The organism is Acidocella sp. (assembly GCF_036489515.1).
Lineage (GTDB): Bacteria > Pseudomonadota > Alphaproteobacteria > Acetobacterales > Acetobacteraceae > Acidocella.
In genome coordinates this window covers 1-17,429 of the sequence record NZ_DASXFO010000093.1, presented here as the reverse complement: position 1 = coordinate 17,429, position 17,429 = coordinate 1, and the positions used below count along the sequence as shown (strand labels likewise).

18 protein-coding genes are annotated in these 17,429 nt (G+C 62.2%); 11 read left to right on the top strand and 7 right to left on the bottom strand.

Annotation, left to right across the window (positions count from 1 at the left end):
• Window position 1: 1 nt before the first annotated feature.
• On the bottom strand, window positions 2-1,201 hold the full coding sequence (locus VGG47_RS13620) for an SfnB family sulfur acquisition oxidoreductase (protein WP_331539470.1): 1,200 nt from the start codon (window positions 1,199-1,201) through the stop codon (window positions 2-4).
• Entirely contained in the window at window positions 1,198-2,382 is a 1,185-nt protein-coding gene (locus VGG47_RS13615; RefSeq protein ID WP_331539469.1) for an LLM class flavin-dependent oxidoreductase, read from the bottom strand. The genes VGG47_RS13620 and VGG47_RS13615 overlap by 4 nt, the downstream gene beginning before the upstream one ends.
• A gap of 330 nt (window positions 2,383-2,712) precedes the next feature.
• Between VGG47_RS13615 and VGG47_RS13610 the strand changes: the two genes are divergently transcribed.
• Genes VGG47_RS13610 through VGG47_RS13590 form a run of 5 tightly spaced genes read left to right on the top strand, consistent with a single transcriptional unit; the run spans window position 2,713 to window position 7,764 of the window.
• Window positions 2,713-3,504 (top strand): MetQ/NlpA family ABC transporter substrate-binding protein, encoded by a 792-nt coding sequence (locus VGG47_RS13610; RefSeq protein ID WP_331539467.1) that lies wholly within the window; start codon window positions 2,713-2,715, stop codon window positions 3,502-3,504.
• Window positions 3,505-3,514: 10 nt separating this feature from the next.
• Window positions 3,515-4,321 carry a methionine ABC transporter ATP-binding protein gene (locus VGG47_RS13605; protein WP_413788650.1) on the top strand — a complete coding sequence of 269 codons (807 nt, stop codon included), beginning with the start codon at window positions 3,515-3,517 and terminating at the stop codon, window positions 4,319-4,321.
• On the top strand, window positions 4,302-4,955 hold the full coding sequence (locus VGG47_RS13600) for a methionine ABC transporter permease (protein ID WP_331539465.1): 654 nt from the start codon (window positions 4,302-4,304) through the stop codon (window positions 4,953-4,955). The genes VGG47_RS13605 and VGG47_RS13600 overlap by 20 nt, the downstream gene beginning before the upstream one ends.
• A gap of 4 nt (window positions 4,956-4,959) precedes the next feature.
• The gene (locus tag VGG47_RS13595; protein WP_331539463.1) at window positions 4,960-6,327 is read left to right on the top strand and encodes an LLM class flavin-dependent oxidoreductase; all 1,368 of its coding nucleotides are present in this window, start codon (window positions 4,960-4,962) and stop codon (window positions 6,325-6,327) included.
• A gap of 18 nt (window positions 6,328-6,345) precedes the next feature.
• Window positions 6,346-7,764, top strand: a complete 1,419-nt coding sequence (locus tag VGG47_RS13590; RefSeq protein ID WP_331539461.1) for an FAD/NAD(P)-binding protein — start codon at window positions 6,346-6,348, stop codon at window positions 7,762-7,764.
• Between the two features lie 139 nt (window positions 7,765-7,903).
• Here the strand turns inward: VGG47_RS13590 and VGG47_RS13585 are convergent, their stop codons facing one another.
• Genes VGG47_RS13585 through VGG47_RS13575 form a run of 3 tightly spaced genes read right to left on the bottom strand, consistent with a single transcriptional unit; the run spans window position 7,904 to window position 10,665 of the window.
• Window positions 7,904-9,112, bottom strand: a complete 1,209-nt coding sequence (locus tag VGG47_RS13585; RefSeq protein ID WP_331539459.1) for an FAD-dependent oxidoreductase — start codon at window positions 9,110-9,112, stop codon at window positions 7,904-7,906.
• 13 nt (window positions 9,113-9,125) lie between these two features.
• A complete protein-coding gene (gene dmeF, locus VGG47_RS13580; protein ID WP_331539457.1) occupies window positions 9,126-10,379 on the bottom strand; it encodes a CDF family Co(II)/Ni(II) efflux transporter DmeF in 1,254 nt (417 codons plus the stop codon).
• A 7-nt stretch (window positions 10,380-10,386) separates the two neighbouring features.
• Window positions 10,387-10,665, bottom strand: coding sequence for a metal/formaldehyde-sensitive transcriptional repressor (locus tag VGG47_RS13575; protein WP_331539455.1), 279 nt, complete (start codon window positions 10,663-10,665; stop codon window positions 10,387-10,389).
• Window positions 10,666-11,015: 350 nt separating this feature from the next.
• Here VGG47_RS13575 and VGG47_RS13570 point away from each other — a divergent pair, with 350 nt between their 5' ends.
• Window positions 11,016-11,210, top strand: a complete 195-nt coding sequence (locus VGG47_RS13570; RefSeq protein ID WP_331539453.1) for a DUF3311 domain-containing protein — start codon at window positions 11,016-11,018, stop codon at window positions 11,208-11,210.
• Window positions 11,211-11,223: 13 nt separating this feature from the next.
• Entirely contained in the window at window positions 11,224-12,654 is a 1,431-nt protein-coding gene (locus VGG47_RS13565) for a sodium:solute symporter family protein (protein WP_331539451.1), read from the top strand.
• Window positions 12,655-12,698: 44 nt separating this feature from the next.
• Here VGG47_RS13565 and VGG47_RS13560 read toward each other — a convergent pair whose 3' ends face one another.
• On the bottom strand, window positions 12,699-13,709 hold the full coding sequence (locus tag VGG47_RS13560; protein WP_331539449.1) for an alpha/beta fold hydrolase: 1,011 nt from the start codon (window positions 13,707-13,709) through the stop codon (window positions 12,699-12,701).
• A 1-nt stretch (window position 13,710) separates the two neighbouring features.
• The gene (locus tag VGG47_RS13555; RefSeq protein ID WP_331539447.1) at window positions 13,711-13,899 is read right to left on the bottom strand and encodes a hypothetical protein; all 189 of its coding nucleotides are present in this window, start codon (window positions 13,897-13,899) and stop codon (window positions 13,711-13,713) included.
• Between the two features lie 78 nt (window positions 13,900-13,977).
• Here VGG47_RS13555 and VGG47_RS13550 point away from each other — a divergent pair, with 78 nt between their 5' ends.
• The 4 genes from VGG47_RS13550 to VGG47_RS13535 all read left to right on the top strand — a co-directional run.
• Window positions 13,978-15,255 carry an amidase gene (locus VGG47_RS13550; protein ID WP_331539445.1) on the top strand — a complete coding sequence of 426 codons (1,278 nt, stop codon included), beginning with the start codon at window positions 13,978-13,980 and terminating at the stop codon, window positions 15,253-15,255.
• Window positions 15,256-15,486: 231 nt separating this feature from the next.
• Window positions 15,487-16,011, top strand: a complete 525-nt coding sequence (locus VGG47_RS13545; RefSeq protein ID WP_331539443.1) for a 2,4'-dihydroxyacetophenone dioxygenase family protein — start codon at window positions 15,487-15,489, stop codon at window positions 16,009-16,011.
• Window positions 16,012-16,026: 15 nt separating this feature from the next.
• Window positions 16,027-16,746: an SDR family oxidoreductase gene (locus VGG47_RS13540; protein ID WP_331539441.1), complete on the top strand. Its 720-nt coding sequence runs from the start codon at window positions 16,027-16,029 to the stop codon at window positions 16,744-16,746.
• A gap of 49 nt (window positions 16,747-16,795) precedes the next feature.
• A partial coding sequence (locus VGG47_RS13535; protein ID WP_331539439.1) for an MFS transporter occupies window positions 16,796-17,429 on the top strand: 634 nt, incomplete at its 3' end.

Sequence of the window (17,429 nt, the reverse complement as noted above, 5' to 3'; positions counted from 1 at the left end):
TTCAAAAAGCGGCTGCTTTCTTACGTATAGGCTTGCCCGGCAGAACGCCGTTGAGGAGGTAATTGCCGGCGCTGTGGTATCGCCACTGATTCGCGTCGTGAACCGTATGGGTCCGGGCATTCCGCCAATGACGGCTGAGATTCAAGGCGTTGTCAGTGGCGCTTGCGCCAGACAGCGCAAAGATTTCATTCGTGATTTCAATGACGACATCTTCGCTGAAGGCCTTCGCCTCGGCCACCGCGACAGCCGCTTCGCCGGCCAGCTCGATGGTCAAGTCAGCCGTCGCTCGATCGAGCAGCCGTGCGGCCCGCAGCAACAACTGTTCCGCGGCGTGAAATTTAGCCGAGAGCTGACCGAACCGTAGAATAACATGCGGATCCTCGGTTGCCTTGGAGACCGGTGCGCCAAGTCTTGGCCGGCCTCTCGCACGGACGAGCGCGACAGCATCGCTCAAGGCATTCTGTGCAATCCCGATGTCGATGGCCGTGTGGAGTTGCGAGGCATAGGCATGAAACACGCTTGGGCGATCAAACAGGCGCCAATGCGGGATGACATGGTTTTCCGGCACCGCCACATTTTCGAAAGTCGTTGTGCCGCTAAAGGTCACGCGCTGGCCCATGGCGTTCCAATCGCTCGAAACGATGACGCCGTGTTCCTTGCGCGGGACGAGGGCCAGTACCAGGCGTTCCTCCGGATCGAATGCCGCAACAGGCAGCCAGTCCGCCAAGATCGCGCCGGTGCAATAATATTTGGTGCCGTTCAGGCGATAATTTCCGCTGTCACCCTGCGTCAGTTTCGTCTGTAGATCGAGGGCGGAGGCCGAACCTTTTTCGGCCTGCGCGTTTCCGAGCCGCGCACCGGCCAGGACCTGGCCAAAGAAAAACGCCTTCTGCTCCTGTGTGCCGTCCTGCCGGATCGCATCCAGAAACAGAAAATGGCTCTGCGTCATCTGAGTCACCGCAGGATCACCCGCCGACAGGCGCTGAAAAACGTTCGTGATTGTCTCGAACGATACGTCGGCGCCACCGAATTCGCGCGGCACCGTAATCGCGAGGATGCCGCTGGCAGACAACCTGTCCAGTTCTGCGGCTGGAGGTTCCGGCTTTTGGTCGCGCTCGGAAGCTCCCGCGACCAAAAACTGGCGCAGTTCTTCCGCGATCGAATTGGCTTCAGAATCAGAGGAGATGATGTGTGCTGTCATCTTGCTTTGCCGGATTGGTGTTTGGACTCGGTTGCCGGCAAGAAGGGGACATCGCCGGTCACTTTGACGTCAGACTCTTCGCCGCGCGGATGCGTCCACAAGCCCGCTTGCTGCAAAAGCGGCAGAACGCCTTCACCGAACCAATAGGCCTCTTCGAGATGAGGGACACCCGACAATACGAATTCGGTAATGCCGAGGTCAGCGTATTCCTTGATGCGTTCCGCCACCTCCGCGTGACTGCCCACGAGCGCCGTTCCGGCGCCCCCGCGGACCAACCCAAAGCCGGCCCAGAGATTGGGCGCGACCTCGAGATTGTCGCGCGCCCCCTGGTGAAGTGCGACCATGCGCGCCTGGCCAACGGATTCACTGCGCGCAAAACCGGCCTGCATCTTGGCGACGGTTTCCGGATCGATTGCTGCCAACAGGCGCCGCGTTTCCGCCCAGGCTGCTTCGGACGTGTCCCGCGTGATGATATGCAGCCGGATTCCGAACCGCACGTTGCGGCCCTCGGCCTCGGCGAGCCCCCGGATCCAGGCGATTTTTTTGGCAACATCGGCTGGTGGTTCGCCCCAGGTCAGGTAGACATCGGTATGTTGGGCCGCGACGGGGCCAGCCGCTTGCGACGAACCGCCGAAATAAAGGGGCGGGATGATCGTGGGAAGGCGCGGTAGTGTCGCACCCTCGATACGAAAATGTTTGCCCTCATAATCGACCGGGCCACCCTGCCACAGAGCCCGGACGATCTGCAGAAATTCGCCGGCGCGCTCGTAGCGTTCATCCTTGGGCAGAAAATCGCCGTAGGCACGTTGTTCATGGGGTTCGCCGCCGACCACAACGTTGAGCAACAGCCGGCCATTCGAATAATTCTGATATGTCGAGGCCATCTGGGCCGCGAGAGTCGGCGCAATCAATCCGGGACGAAATGCCACCAGAAATTTCAGACTCTCCGTAACTTCGGTCAGCATGGCTGTCGCCAACCATGCATCCTCGCACCATGCCCCGGTTGGCGTCAGGGCGCTGACGAAGCCCAACTGCTCGGCGCTGCGGGCGATCTGGCCAAGATAGGCGAGGGTAGGGGCGCGGGTGCCTCCGGCCGTGCCGGCGGGCAGGCCATGCCCACCGCCGACGATATAGCGGCTATCGCCATAGGTGGGCAGAAACCAGTGGAAGGTGAGTGTCATGCGCTTGCTCCCATGTTGCCTAGTTATCTTATGGGTTGAATAGAAAGATTGCAACGTCGCGGCCATTACTCATCAAGTATAAGAAAGCGGCCGCTTTTAAAAAAGCGGCGCAAAAATTTTTGCTATGCTGGGTCATGGGCGTTGTCGACGACAACGCCCATGACCAAAATTAATAAAGTTTTTTTGCTACTTTTTGTTCACAAAAAGTAGCCTTCCCCTTCGCTTGCCTGAGCCATCACCGCGGGTACATTCCTATTAATTTACTGTAGTTAGTTGACTAAATAATATTAAGCCTGTAGGTTTTGATCTTACGTGAAAATGGAGAGGTAAATGAAACCGTTCGGCAACCTGGCTTCGATTGTCGGCCTCGCGGTTTTCGCCACAACGGGCCTCGCGAATGCTGCTGTGCCGCTGAAGATCGCGGTGACCCCCGGGCCGATGGCGGACATCATTCAGCACGCGGCGGATCTCGCGGCGAAGCAGGGGCTGCCGGTCAAGGTGGTGGTATTCTCCGACTGGATGACGCCCAACGTTGCGGTCGCCGACGGTGACGTCGATGCCAATTTCTACGAGCACAAGCCATACTTGGCGGTCGCCGACGCAACCCAGCATTTCAACCTGGTCGCGGTTGCGCCTGGCGTCATCATGCCGATGGGCCTGTTCTCCCATAAGCTGAAAAACCTCGCCGATATCCCCTACGGCGCGCAAGTGGCGGTCGCCAACGATCCGATCAATCGTGGCCGTGGCCTCGAGCTCTACCAGAAAGCCGGGTTGATCACGCTGAAGCCCGGCGTTGGCGATTTCGCGACGGTCGCCGATATCACCTCCAACCCCAAGCATCTGCATTTCATCGAGCTCGAGGCGCCGCAACTGGTCCGCGCGTTGGACGATGTCGAAGTTGCCCAGGTCAGCTTCACCTTTCTGCTGGCCTCGGGCGGCGACCCGAATAGCGCGCTGATCACCGATGGCTCCCGTAACCTGCATTATGCCATTCAGATCGTCGCACGCCCGGCGGAAGCGAAAGATCCGCGGCTGCTGAAGTTCATCACGATCTTCCAGTCGCCGGACGAGAAGGCCTTCATCCTCAGCCGTTATCACGGCTTTTTCACGCCGGCATGGTGAGGTGCCCCCGATGACGCATGCATCGCACACATCCCCCTTGGTGACGGTCGAGCAGCTGTGCCGCCGGTTTGGTAAGACCCAGGCGCTTGCTGATATTTCCTTCACGCTCGAGCGCGGTCAGGTGCTCAGCGTGATCGGGCGATCCGGGGCCGGCAAATCCACGCTGCTTCGCTGCTTGAACGGGTTGGAACGGCCGGATGAAGGCCGGATCGTGATCGACGGAAAGGATATCGTCGGCTGCGGTGAGCGTGACCTGCGCGTCGTGCGCCAGCGGATCGGCATGATCTTCCAGCATTTCAACCTGCTTTCGGCCAAGACCGCGCTCGGCAACGTGGCACTTCCGCTCAAGCTGCGCGGCATCGGCCGCGCTGCCCGCCACGCCCGTGCCGCGGAACTGCTCGATCTTGTCGGCCTCGCGGACAAAGCGGGCCATTATCCGGCGCAGCTGTCCGGCGGCCAGAAGCAGCGTGTAGGCATTGCCCGCGCGCTCGCCTCCGACCCCGCGCTGCTGCTGTGCGACGAGGCCACGTCCGCGCTCGACCCCGAAGCGACGCTTTCGATCCTTGAGCTTCTCGGCAGGATCAACCGCGAGCTCGGTCTCACGATCGTGCTGATCACCCATGAGATGAACGTCGCGCGCCTGATCGCCGACCGCGTTCTGGTGCTCGCCGCGGGCCGCATCGTCGAGGAGGGGGTGACCCGGGCGGTGCTGTCACACCCGAAGGCGGCGGAAACGCGCCTCATGCTCCGTGCGGCAGGCTTCCTACCAGATACTAACCCTCAGTCAGGGACACGCCATGCTCAACTTGCCGTTTGACGATCTCCTGACCTGCCTGGGCCAGACCATCGAAATGGTCGGCGCCGCCGGGCTGATCTCTCTTGTGCTCGGTCTGCCGCTCGCGCTTGTCATGGTGGCGACGAGCAAACGCGGCATCGCACCGCAGCGTTTGATCAATCGTAGTGTCGCCGCCGTGGTCAACGCGGTCCGCTCGGTGCCCTTCATCATCCTGCTGGTCGCCGCCATCCCCCTCACGCGTCTCATCATCGGCACGGCGATCGGCACCGAGGCCGCAATCGTGCCGCTCGCGATCGCGTCCACGCCCTATTTCGCGCGCATCGCCGAGGTATCGCTGCGCGAAGTGGAGAGCGGGTTGATCGAGGCGGTGCGCGCGATGGGCGCAAGCCGCATCGCCATCATGCGCGAGGTGCTGATCCCGGAGGCGCTGCCCGGGTTGATCTCCGGTTTCATCGTCACGCTGGTCACGCTGATCGGCGCCTCCGCCATGGCCGGCGTGGTCGGCGCCGGTGGGCTCGGCGATCTCGCGATCCGCTACGGCTACGACGAGTTCAACACCAGCGTGGTGATCGCGGTGGTGGTGGTGCTGGTGGTGCTGGTCTGGGGTGTCCAACTCATCGGCGACCGCATGGCCGCCCTGTTCAATAGGCGTTAATCCGATGACCCGTGAAATCCGCTTTAATGCTTTCACCATGAACACGCCGGTGCATCTCTCGCCGGGCCTGTGGCGGCATCCGCGTGACCGTGCGACCGACTTTACCAAACTCTCTCACTGGCTGGATCTCGCGCGGCTGTGGGAGCGTGGTCTGTTCGACGGCGTTTTTCTGGCCGACGTGCTCGGCCCTTACGACGTTTTCGGCAATTCGCCGCGCGCCGCCATCGCGCACGGCACCCAGCTGCCGGCGCATGATCCGCTGCTTCTGGTGTCCGCGATGGCGGCGGTGACCGAACATCTTGGTTTTGGCGTCACCGTCTCGCTAACCTACGAGCCTGCCTTCCTGCTCGCGCGCCGCTTCTCCACGCTCGATCACCTCACCGGCGGCCGGATCGGCTGGAACATCGTCACCTCCTATCTCGACAGCGCCGCGCGGGCGATGGGGCTCAGCCGCCAGCGCGGGCATGACGACCGTTATGCCGAGGCCGAACATTACATGCGCGCCGTCTACGGGCTCTGGGAACAGAGCTGGGCGGATGATGCTGTCATACGCGACCGGGCAAGCGGCCTTTATGCGGACCCGGCCCGCGTGCGCGTGATCGATCACCACAGCCCCGCCGGCGCGATGCAAGCGCTCCACATCGTCGAACCTTCACCGCAGCGCACGCCTGTCCTCTATCAGGCCGGCAGTTCCGGGGCGGGGCAGGCCTTCGCCGCGCGGCATGCGGAATGCGTGTTCGTCTCCGGTCCTTCGGAGGCCGTCATCGGCCCGCGCGTCGCCAAGCTCCGCGAGGAAGTGCGGGCCGCCGGGCGGCGCCCTGAGGAGGTTCTGGTTTTCGCCCTGGCGACCGCGATCGTGGCGCCCAGCCGCGCCGAAGCCCTCGACCGGCTGGCCGAATACCGCAGCTACGTCGATCATGAAGGTGCGTTGACGCTGCTCTCCGGTTGGGTTGGCGTCGACTATGCCGGCTACGATCTCGACCAGAAGATCCGCTACATCGAAAACGATGCCGGCCGTGCCGCGATGGCGAATTTCTCACGGGCCGATCCTTCGCGCGAATGGACGGTTCGCGAGGTCGCTGAATATGTGGGGATCGGCGGCATGGGGCCGGTCTTCGCGGGATCTCCCGCCGACGTGGCCGAGGCGATGGAACGGTGGATCGCGAAAACCGATGTGGACGGCTTCAATCTTGCCCATGCGGTGCTCCCCGAGACCTTCACCGATATCGTCGATTTTCTGGTGCCGGAACTGCAGGAGCGGGGCCTCTACAAAACGGCCTACGCGCCCGGTACGCTGCGGGAAAAGCTGTTCGGCGCCGGCCCGCGTTTGGCGGCGGGGCATCCTGCCCGCGCTTTGGCAGCCTACACCTGACGCCGGCGGCAGCGCATCATGCTCCCTCATCCCGCCTTGGCTTCGCACACAGTCGCGATCATCGGCGGCGGTTTTACCGGTGCCGCGGTTGCTTTCCATCTCGCTTGCACGGCCTCGTCGCGCACGCGCATTCTGGTGTTCGAGCCGCGCCGGGTGTTGGGTTGCGGCCTCGCTTACGACACCGACAATCCCGTGCATCGGATCAACGTCACCGCCCAGCGCATGAGTCTGCTGCCCGAGGACAATGGTGATTTCGCGCGTTGGATCGACGCCACCGGCGCCTGCGCCGACGATCCGGAAGCCTTCCTGCCCGATGGCCGCATCTTTCCCCGGCGCGCGGTATTTGGCCGCTATGTCGCCGCACGGCTCACGCCTTTTCTGGCCGCCGGACGCATCAGCCATATCACCGAACGCGCTACCCGTCTGTCGCGTGGTTCGAACGGCTGGTTCATCGCGTGCGACCATGGTTTGGCGCACGCCGACACGGTCGTGCTCGCTCTGGGAAATCCGCTGCCGATCGTTCCCGCTCCGATCGCGTTGGCGTTGCAGGGCGACCCGCGCCTCATCGCCGATCCTAACGCCGCCGGCGCGCTCGACGCCATCGGGCCACAGGATCGGGTGCTCGTGATCGGCACGGGGCTGACGATGGCCGATGTGGTGGCCTCGCTCGACCGGCGTGGCCATCGCGGCCCGATCCACGCGGTATCGCGCCGGGGCCAGCGCGCCCACGGCCACGCGGCGATCGTGACGCCCCCCGTAGGCTCGTTTGTCGATTTGTCCTCGTGCACGGCGCGTGGCCTGTTGCGACAGGTGCGCGCCAGGGTCGCGCAAGGGCGCAAGGAGGGGCTCGACTGGCATCCGGTCTTCGATACTCTGCGCATCGAAGCTCAAACGATCTGGGCGGCCTTACCGCTCACGGAACAACGCCGGCTGCTCTGCCATCTGCGCCCTTATTGGGAAACCCATCGCCATCGCGTGGCGCCGCAACTCAATTGCGTGCTGGAGCACCAAGCAGGGACCGGGTCTCTGCTGGTGCAGGCAGCCTCGATCGTCGCGGCACGGCGGCAGGATAACGCGCTGGCGGTAACGCTGCGGCCGCGCGGCCATGCCACCACCGTTGAAGCGTTTTTCGACGCGATCATTGTCACCACAGGATCGGCTCCGGCGAGCCTCACACGACGCGAGCCGTTCATCGCGGAGCTGGTTCGCGCAAGGCAGCTGGCGCCTGACCCTACGTCTCTTGGATTGGCTTGCGATCGCCTCGGCCGCGCGCTCGATGCGTCCGGCGCGCCGCAGCTGGATCTGCTGATCGCCGGACCGCTGGCCAGGGGCATTTTCGGCGAATTGACCGCGGTTGCCGAAATCGCCTGCCAGGCGGCCGACCTCGCCGCGCAATGCCGCGTTCCTGGCGTGCGCAGGAAAGCAGCCGCTTTTTGAAAAAAGCGGCGCAAAAACTTTTGGTTATGCTGGGTCATGGGCGTTGGCACCGACAACGCCCATGACCCAAATTAATAAAGTTTTTTTGCTTCTTTTTGTTCACAAAAAGAAGCCTTCCCTCTCACTTGCCTCAAGCAGCTCAGCGCGGCCGCACATGCTCGGGCCGGACACCGAGCCCGATAAGCCGGCCGGCGAGGCGCGCGAGCACCGGCCAGCGCGCGATCGTGAGCATGAAGGCAGGAGGGCCGCTACGTTTCTCCACGTCGCGGTCGCGCTTGCGTCGGTCGCGACGCATCATCAATTGCAGTTTCTGCGTCACCTTGGTCGGAAGGCGGCGGCGGCCCTCGACGGCCTTAAGGTGACGGTCGGCGAGTTTTCCGTCTCTCAGAGGGCCGGCGAGGATATTCGCCGCGGCGACAGCGTCCTGTATCGCGAGGTTCACACCAACCCCGCCGATCGGGGACATGGCGTGAGCCGCATCACCGATGCAGAGCAATCCCGGTCGCCACCAGCGTTTCAATCGATCGATGCGTACACTGAGAAGATGCACGTCCTCCCAGGATATCACCTCCTGCACGCGCTCCGGCGGAAGGGGCGAGACGGCGGCAACAGCCGCGCGAAAAGCATCGATCCCCTGCGCCTTTACGTCCGCGAAGCTGCCCTTGCGCACGACATAGCCGCATTGCCAGTAATCGCCACGATCCACCATCACGAAGCCCTGGCGCGGCCCGCCATGCCCCATCGTGTAGGGCGGATCGTTGGGCTGGTGCGACAGCTTCATCCAAAGCACCTCACTCGGGCGGCCGAAGCTTTTCACTTCCAGCCCGGCCTTCTCCCGGACAACGGAGTTGCGGCCGTCCGCACCGACGACAAGCGCCGCCTTCACCTCGAGCAGCTCTTCAGGCGTTTGTGCCCTCAGGCCGACGATCCTGCTGCTCTCTTCTATCAGCTCCGTCACTTCGGCATTTTTGATGAGATGAAAGTTTTTGTAGCGCCCGGCCGCGCGGGCGACATAGTCAAGAAAATCCCATTGCGGCATGAAGGCAATGAAGCGGCACTGCGTCGGCAGGCGGGAGAAATCAGCAATGGTGACATCCTTGCGCGCGATCTCGGCGTGGAGCCGGGGCGCTTGCGTATGAGGCAGCGCAAGTAAGCCGTTGAGCAGCCCGAGTTCGTGCATGACTTCCAGCGTTGAGGGGTGGATGGTGTCACCGCGGAAGTCGCGCAGGAAGTCGCCATGCTTCTCGATCACCGTGACGTCGATTCCGGCGCGAGCGAGGAGCAGGCCCAGCATGAGGCCCGCGGGGCCGCCACCGACGACGGCGCAATTCGTCTCGATGGATGTCATGATCAGTCTCAGTTCAGTGGCCGGTATTGTGCTCAACTTCGATCGTGACATGGGAGAGCGAACGGAACCGTGCCAACTTTGCGCGGTAATACGCCGGCCCATGCGTATTTTTGGTCTTGAGAGCAACAATGGCTCCCAGATGGCCTGGCCCCAAGCGCCAGAGATGCAGATCGGATAATTCGTCCCCCTCTGCCTCGATCGCCTCCTGAAGCTTTTCAGCCATGCTCCGGCTGGCCGTCATATCCAGCAGAATTCCGCCTGTATCGCGGATCAAGCCAAAGGCCCAGCTCGCAATGACAAACGAACCGACGATGCCGACGATCGGATCCATCCAGAGCCAATCGAAAGTTTTCGCCAGGAGCAAGCCGACAATGACCAGAATCGAGACGGCTGCATCGGCCATCACATGAACGATCGCAGCGCGCATGTTATTGTCACGGTGTGCAGCCTCATCGGCGTGGTCGTGTTCCTCAAACACAATAGTGTTGAGGTTTGTTCCGACACGGAGATCCGCTCTGAAGGCATGCGGTTCGGGAATTTCTTCCCGTGATTCGAGGTAGAGGCCGCGGTCCTGAAAGGTGAAGACCTGGCGTGCGCCATCTGGCCGTACCGTTTCAATGGTCACCTCAGAAGCGGACAACGCCTGGCCGTTTTCAGGCCGCACCCGAAAGCGTGGGGGAACACCGTCTTCAAAGATCTCCAGTTCGACAACGCCTGTGTCCGTCGTAACCCGGTGCATGGCTTCATGCTCATGATGCTCCGAGCCATGGCTATGACCGTGACTATGGCTATGCCCATGCTCGTGATGATGACCTCCCGCCAGCAACAGAGCGCTTACGACATTTACGCCAAGCCCCAGGCAGGCGATTGGAATGGCCGCCGCGAAATGGATCGACACCGGGAAAAAGAAGCGGTGGATCGCTTCATAGGCAATGAGCAGGGCGATCATGGTGAGGATGATCGCGCTGGTGAAACCGGCTAAGTCGCCGAACTTGCCTGTTCCGAAGCTAAAGCGAGGATCGTTCGCGTGCTTGCGCGCATAACGATAGGCCAAAGCGGCGAGCAGCAACGCGCCAGCATGGGTGCTCATATGCAGGCCATCGGCGACCAGTGCGATCGAGCCGAACAGAAGCCCACCGACAATTTCCGCGATCATCATGGCGCCGCATAACCAGATGACCCACCACGTCCTGCGTTCACTACGTTCGTGATCGGCGCCAAGGAAGACGTGGCTATGGGCGGGTTTTGCTATGGTTGAGACGAACATAGGAGGCTCACTTTAAATAGGTGCGAATGACCACGAGCAATTGCTCGGCGGCCTCCGCATTGAGCGCTTCAGGATGTTTTTCCTGATCGACAAGATGCGTCAGGACGTGGTCCTCAACGACTTCAGCCATCAACCCCGCGATCGCACCGCGTACGCCTGCGAGCAAGTGCATCACCTTTTCGCATTCGGCTTCACTCTCAAGCGCACGTTCTATCGCTTCAACCTGGCCACGCATGCGGCGGACACGGGCTAAAAGCCGCTGCTTTTCACGGATGGTATGGGTCATACCCAAATTATAGCATAGCCCCCCACCCTATTCTAGAGAGGGCGGACAAGGGCGGCGCAGCGCCTTTGGGCCCGTACTGTTTCAGTGCCTCAGGCCCAGCATAATAAAAGTTTTTGCGCCGCTTTTTTCAAAAAGCGGCTGCTTTCCTGCATCCGGGAAGGCGGTGCGGCATATTTAATCAATCGCTTAAAATTAAAGCTCTTTCTTCACGATTTTGGCGCGTGTTTTTATAAAACGCGCTTTCATCACACGTAAATCCGGATGGCACGGGGCTTGCTCAGCACCGGTCGGGCAGCTTGTCGGTTTCCCCGCCGGCCAGGTTCTGTCGCGTATGATTGTAAGGAAGATTGATGCTAAGAGTTTTGATTGGGCTTGGGATACCGTTCATCGCCATCGTGGTGATGCTGCCCCTGGTGAACGAGGTGAGTTTCACCCTTTTCAATATCCCGTTCCTGTATCTGTGGATGTTCTCCTGGTTCATCCTGAGTTCGGCGTGCCTCGGCATCTGCTGGTTGTGCTTCGACCGTCACCGGCCCGAATACTGAGGAGCGCGTGACCATGGCCACCATCGTTTTTGCGGTCCTCATCGCCGCCTCGCTCGTTCTCGCCGTCTTGGCGAAAAAGGGGCACCATTCCACCAATGTCCGCGACTTCTTCATTGCCTCACGGCAGTTCGGAGGTTTTCTCGTCTTCTTTCTCTCGGTCGGCGAGATTTACAGCATCGCCACCATCATCGGTTTTTCAGGCCTTATTTACGCCAAAGGCGTCTACGGTATCTGGTACCTCGGCTATTTTGTGCTCGCCTCCGCGGTGGCGTATTTCGTCAACCCGCTGATCTGGCGCGCCGGAAAACTGTATGACGCGGTGACCATCGCCGATCTGTTCAAGGGGCATTTCAAGAATCGTCCCGGTGCCCGGGCGCTGGAACTGACAGTAACGATCTCCGCCATCACCTTTCTGATCCCCTGGGGGCAGTTGCAGTTTGGCGGCTTGCTCGTCGCACTTGGCGGGCTGGGCTGGCACATCAGCCCCGCGGTGCTGGTCATCTTCGCCGCGGCACTTGCCCTCGCCTATGTCGTGATCGCCGGGATCCGCGCCCCGGCTTATGTGGCGATCCTGAAAGACATTCTGCTGGTCGCGGCGGTCATCATCACCGGCGGCGCGGCACTGGCGCAGACGCATCTTACCACCATCTTTCATGCGGGGACTCCGATGGTCAGCAGCCACCTGACCGCGCCGCAACTGCGTTTCTCGATGTCGACCATCGCTTTCCAGGCGATCGGCTTCTTCATGCTGCCCTTCAACACGCAGAACCTGTTCACGGCGAAGTCCGAGCAGACCATTCGTCGCATGCAAATGTTCATGCCGCTTTACATGATGATGTTCCCGTTCCTGGTGATCGTCGCTTATTACGAGTTGGGGACGCATGTGCATTTGAGCGGGCCGAACGGCGCCTTCATGGCGGCGGCCACGCAAATGCTGCCGTCCTGGGTGCTTGGCATCGTCGTTGCCGGCGCCTCGCTCACGGGTCTGCTGGTGCTGGCCGGCACGAGCCTCGCCATCGGGCCGCTTGTGACGCGCAACCTGTTCGGTCATGTGCCGGAGCAGAAGCAGCGCAGCGTGGCGCAATTGGTCATCGTTCTGTATCTGGTGCTGTCGATCGTATTGACGCTGGTTGCACCCGGCTTGCTCACCACGATCCTGAACACCGCCTTCTTCGGCATCACGCAGTTCTTCCCCGGCATGCTGGCGATCATGTTCTTCCGCCGCGCCAAGCCGCTGGCGATCGCGGCCGGCATCATCGTCGGGGATGTTCTCTCGGTCGCCTTCTTTGTGCTGAAAGTGCCGACGCATGATTTCAACATCGGCGCGGTCTGCCTGCTGATCAACGCGGCGATTCTCATCGGCGGCAGCCTGCTGACGGGACGCCAGCAGGTGATGCCGGTGGCGTTGCGCGGCGCGGCGGTGATGCCCGCCGCCGGCGATTAAACCCATTCCCCTCCGCCCCGTGCGGGGCGGAGGGGGACCAAAACTCAGTCCAGCCAGCTGCGGACGGCGTCCTTCAGGAAGGCGGCGTCGGCCGGGTTGGCAGCGGGGTTGCCGGCGCGGTGACCCCAGACGCTGGGGATCGGCAGCAGCTCGGCTTTGGCGAGATGCAGCATTTCCAGAGCATTGTCGGGGATGCGGAAATACAGGTCGGTCTCGCCCGGCATCAACAGCACCTTCGCCTTGATCGCGCCCAGCGCCTTCGCGAAATCGCCGCCATAGGTCGTATTGGCGCTGATATCGCCATGCGACCAGGTGACGAGTTGCGCGTAGCAATCGGCGGCGTCGCGTTTCAGGAACGAGGCTTCCCAGTCGTTTTTCAGATAGGCCTCCAGGTCCGGTGCGCCGAAGGCGGTGAGATGCAGGCGCTCACGGTAAAAATCCTGGCTCAGCGCCCAGCCGGCATAGATATGGCCCATGGCGCGCAGCGTGCCGACCGGCGGGGCGGAGAAACGGCCATTGCCGATATGCTCAGGCGCCGCCTCGAAGGTGCGCAGCAGGCCGGAGATGAAAACCTTGTTATGCACCGCGGTCTTGGCGCTGCTGCAGACCACGATGGCGCGCTCTACCGCATCGGGGAACATCGCCGCCCAGTGATAGGCCTGCTGCCCGCCCATTGAGAACCCGTAGACGGCATGCAGCCGCTCGATGCCGAACTGCTCGAGCAGCAGGCGGCGCTGCGCCGTCACGTTGTCCCAGGACGTCACCACCAGGGGGTAGTCCGGTGTATTGCCGGCGCCGGAGGAGAGGCCGTTGGAGAACATGTTGGGGATGATGATGAACCAGCGCGTCGGGTCCAGGATCCCGTCCGGTCCGATCAGCCATTCCATATCGCCATGCTTGGCGCCGTAGCTGCACGGGTAGAGAATCACATTGTCGCGGGCGGCGTTCAGCGTGCCGTAGGATTTCCATACGAGTTTCGCATCGCGCAGCACTTCGCCCGATTGCAGCGGGAAATTGCCAAGTTGAAATTCCCCGTGTTCCGTTGGCCAGTTCATGTCAGCAGACTTCCTTTTCAAAAACGGCACCCTTGGAGCGGCGGGTGACCGGCTTCAGGCTTATCACCCAATGCGGTCGGCGGAAAATCGGCAGGCTCGTGGCGGTCGGGAGAACATTGCTTTTCCAAGGGCGCCGTTTTATTGGCCGACCTGCATCGGCGAGAAAAATCCAGCGAATTTCGTCGTGCATGCGATTTTATCGTTCCGAATTGTCTATAATATGACAGGGTGTTTTTGTTCATGACCGATCTGCGGTGGGGAAATCAAGATGCATAACGAGTCTGTCTGGCGTCTCACTGCCACTGAGGCCGCGGAGTTGATCCAGGCTGGGAAGCTCACCAGCGAAGCTCTGACCGGGGCCTGCCTTGAGCGCATTGCGAGCCGCGAGGCCGTGATCGAAGCCTGGGAAACGCTTGATCCCGATGGGGCGCTCAGCCAGGCGCAGATGCGGGACCGGGAAGCCGGCAGCTTCCCGCTACAGGGAATCCCCGTGGCGGTGAAGGACCTCATCGATGTCGCCGGTCTGCCCACGCGTTATGGCTCGCCCATTCACGCCCATGCCGGCGCCGCGGCCAGCGATGCCGCCTGCGTCGCGGCGGCGCGGCGGGCTGGCGCGGTCATCCTGGGCAAAACGGTGACGACTGAGTTCGCAGGCGCAGAGCCAGGGAAAACCCACAACCCCCTCAATCTTGCGCATACGCCTGGCGGTTCCTCGAGCGGCTCGGTGGCGTGTGTTGCGGATGGCATGGCGCCGTTGGCATTCGGCACGCAGACCGCGGGATCAATCATCCGTCCTGCGGCGTATTGCGGGATTGTCGGCTTCAAGCCGAGCTTTGGCTGGATGGATCTCACCGGCGTCGGGGTTTTCGCACCCTCTCTGGATACGCTCGGGCTGTTCAGCCGGAGTGTCGCGGATGTCGCACGCTTCTATGCCGCGTTGACCGGGCGCCCGCAAACGCCAGCCCCGGCCGGTGGACCGGTCCGCATTGGCCGCCTGTCCGGCCCTCCGGTCGCCGCCGCTTCGCCTCTGGCGGAACAGGCCATTGCCGTGAGCCTCACGAAACTTTCAGGCCATGGCGCGGAGATTGTGGACGTTGCCCCGCCCATTCCCTTGGTCACGTTGGCCCGCGCCCAGCTCACGGTCATGGCCTATGAAACGAACCAATCCCTGCTTCAGGCACAGCAGGAGCACCCGGGCTTGCTGTCACCAAAAACGCGGGAGCTTCTGGCCCTCGGCGCATCGATCTCGCGCACGGAATACGAGGCGTCTCTGGGCCTCGCTGGCCAAGCGCGGCAATCATTTGCCGCGGCGATGGAAGGGGTCGATGCCCTGATCATGCCGCCCACTTCGGGTATCGCGCCATACGGCCTGCAGGATACGGGTGATCCCGCGTTTTGCCGGGTATGGAGCCTGCTGGGCTTTCCGGCTCTCACGCTGCCCGTTCTGCGCGACGAGAGTGGGCTTTCCGTAGGCATTCAACTCGTCGCGGCGCCGGCGGGAGATGATCGGCTGCTCGCGGTCGCTCACCTTGCCGGTCGGGTGTAAGAAAGCGGCCGCTTTTTAAAAAAAAGCGGCGTAAAAATTTTTGTTGTGCTGGGCCTTGGGCTGTGTCGCCGATAACGCCCATGGCCCAGCATAGCAAAGTTTTTTTGCTACTTTTTGTTCACAAAAAGTAGCCTTCCCTTCGATGAGGCACCATCGTTGACATAACGTAAGACCTGCGAAATACTTTTCCCTGGACAAGTCCGCCGATAATGGACAGCCGAGGAAAACGAAATGCCGACAGATGCCGCCGACCAGCAGCGCATGCCTTATCAATATCCGAATCCGCCGGAAGCCTTGCGCGACATCGTCGTGCCCGAGGCGGTCCCGAGCGACGAGCGGGTCTGGGTGCCGCAGGCGCCGAATGTCTGGTTCCGCCCGCTCTGCCTCAACATCTCCCAGGGCTATTGGATGAACCTGCTGCGCGTGCGCAAGGCAGGCGTGCTCAGCCGCCATCGCCATCCGGGGCCTGTGCACGGTTTCGTTCTCAAAGGACGTTGGCATTATCTCGAACATGACTGGGTCGCGACCGAGGGCAGCTACGTGTTCGAGCCGCCGGGAGAAACCCACACCCTCGTCGTGCCCGACGACGTCGAGGAGATGATCACCTATTTCCAGGTGAACGGCGTGATGTACTACGTCGATCCTTGGGGCAAAGGCATCGGCTACGAGGACGTCTTTACCAAGCTCGACATATGCCGGAAGCACTACGCGGAGATCGGGCTCGGTGCGGACTACGTCGACCAGTTCGTCCGTTAGCCGCGGATAACACGCATGCTGTGCTACGATTTCGCAGGGCGTGTGGCGGTGGTGACCGGCGGCCGGCAGGGCATCGGCGCCGCGATTGCGGGCGCGCTGCGTGCGGCCGGCGCTTCCGTTGCCGTTTGGGACCTGATCGCGGATGACGAAAACGGCTTCTGCGGGGAGGTCGACGTCACCGACGACGCCTCCGTCGCCCGCGCCACCGAGGCAACCCGCGCGCAATTCGGCGGCATCGACATCGTCGTCAACAATGCGGGCTTTGCCGGGCCGACCGTACCGGTCGAGGCGTACGACCCTGCCATGTGGCGGCGCATCATCGACATCAACCTCACCGGCACCTTCAATGTCTGCCGCGGCGTCATCCCCGCGCTGCGCGCGAGCCGGCACGGCCGCATCGTCAACATCGCCTCACTCGCCGGCAAGGAAGGCACGCCGAATGCGAGCGCCTACAGCGCCGCCAAGGCCGGCGTGATCGCGCTGACGAAATCGCTCGGCAAGGAACTTGCCGGCACAAGCGTGCTCGTCAACGCGATCGCACCGGCGGCGGTGGACAGGCCTCTCCTCGCGCAGATGGCTCCCGCGCATGTCGAGACGATGGTCCGCAAAAGCCCGCTCGGACGCCTGGGTAAGCCTGAGGAAGTCGCAGCCCTCGCGCTCTGGCTGGCGTCCGACGCCTGCAGTTTCAGCACCGGCGCCGTCTTCGATCTCTCCGGAGGACGCGCGACCTACTGATCCAGCCCCCGGCCAAGCTGGGCACTTTAAAACAAAAAAGGAAACGAAGTTGAGCATCGCAAAGACATCGCGCATCCGGCGTGTACAGTGGATCGCGACGGGCTTCCTCACCGTCGGCGGCATTGTGAACTATCTCGACCGCAGCGCGCTCTCCATCGCCAACCAGCCGATCAGCCACGAGATCGGCCTGAGCCCTATCGAGATGGGCCTGCTGCTCTCGGCCTTTTCCTGGTTCTATTCCTTCTCCCAACTTCCCATCGGCGTGCTGCTCGACCGGCTCGGCGCGCGCCTCATGCTTGGCGCCGGCATGCTGCTCTGGTCGGCGGCACAGCTCACGGCAGGCTTCGTCCACTCGTTTTCCGCCTTCGTGACCTGCCGCGCGCTGCTCGGTCTCGGCGAGGCGCCGCAATTCCCCGCAGGCGCCAAGGTTGTCAGCGAATGGTTCAACATCCGCGAGCGCGGCTTACCGATCGGCATTTTCGTCGGCTCGTCCTGCCTTGGGCCCTGCATCGCGCCGCCGTTGCTCACCGTGCTCATGCTCGGTTTCGGCTGGCGCGCGATGTTCATGATCATGGGTCTTCTCGGCATCATCGTCGCCGTGAGCTGGTACGTCACCTACCGCAACCGCTCCGAGGTGCCGCTCAGCCCCGAGGAGCGCGGCCACCTCGCCGACGGTGAGGCGA

What these genes read in the sequence shown, in the direction of transcription:
- VGG47_RS13620 (WP_331539470.1), bottom strand. Translation starts at nt 1,201, where the DNA reads ATGACAGCACACATCATCTCCTCTGATTCTGAAGCCAATTCGATCGCG.
- VGG47_RS13615 (WP_331539469.1), bottom strand. Translation starts at nt 2,382, where the DNA reads ATGACACTCACCTTCCACTGGTTTCTGCCCACCTATGGCGATAGCCGC.
- VGG47_RS13610 (WP_331539467.1), top strand. Translation starts at nt 2,713, where the DNA reads ATGAAACCGTTCGGCAACCTGGCTTCGATTGTCGGCCTCGCGGTTTTC.
- VGG47_RS13605 (WP_413788650.1), top strand. Translation starts at nt 3,515, where the DNA reads ATGACGCATGCATCGCACACATCCCCCTTGGTGACGGTCGAGCAGCTG.
- VGG47_RS13600 (WP_331539465.1), top strand. Translation starts at nt 4,302, where the DNA reads ATGCTCAACTTGCCGTTTGACGATCTCCTGACCTGCCTGGGCCAGACC.
- VGG47_RS13595 (WP_331539463.1), top strand. Translation starts at nt 4,960, where the DNA reads ATGACCCGTGAAATCCGCTTTAATGCTTTCACCATGAACACGCCGGTG.
- VGG47_RS13590 (WP_331539461.1), top strand. Translation starts at nt 6,346, where the DNA reads ATGCTCCCTCATCCCGCCTTGGCTTCGCACACAGTCGCGATCATCGGC.
- VGG47_RS13585 (WP_331539459.1), bottom strand. Translation starts at nt 9,112, where the DNA reads ATGACATCCATCGAGACGAATTGCGCCGTCGTCGGTGGCGGCCCCGCG.
- dmeF (WP_331539457.1), bottom strand. Translation starts at nt 10,379, where the DNA reads ATGTTCGTCTCAACCATAGCAAAACCCGCCCATAGCCACGTCTTCCTT.
- VGG47_RS13575 (WP_331539455.1), bottom strand. Translation starts at nt 10,665, where the DNA reads ATGACCCATACCATCCGTGAAAAGCAGCGGCTTTTAGCCCGTGTCCGC.
- VGG47_RS13570 (WP_331539453.1), top strand. Translation starts at nt 11,016, where the DNA reads ATGCTAAGAGTTTTGATTGGGCTTGGGATACCGTTCATCGCCATCGTG.
- VGG47_RS13565 (WP_331539451.1), top strand. Translation starts at nt 11,224, where the DNA reads ATGGCCACCATCGTTTTTGCGGTCCTCATCGCCGCCTCGCTCGTTCTC.
- VGG47_RS13560 (WP_331539449.1), bottom strand. Translation starts at nt 13,709, where the DNA reads ATGAACTGGCCAACGGAACACGGGGAATTTCAACTTGGCAATTTCCCG.
- VGG47_RS13555 (WP_331539447.1), bottom strand. Translation starts at nt 13,899, where the DNA reads ATGCACGACGAAATTCGCTGGATTTTTCTCGCCGATGCAGGTCGGCCA.
- VGG47_RS13550 (WP_331539445.1), top strand. Translation starts at nt 13,978, where the DNA reads ATGCATAACGAGTCTGTCTGGCGTCTCACTGCCACTGAGGCCGCGGAG.
- VGG47_RS13545 (WP_331539443.1), top strand. Translation starts at nt 15,487, where the DNA reads ATGCCGACAGATGCCGCCGACCAGCAGCGCATGCCTTATCAATATCCG.
- VGG47_RS13540 (WP_331539441.1), top strand. Translation starts at nt 16,027, where the DNA reads ATGCTGTGCTACGATTTCGCAGGGCGTGTGGCGGTGGTGACCGGCGGC.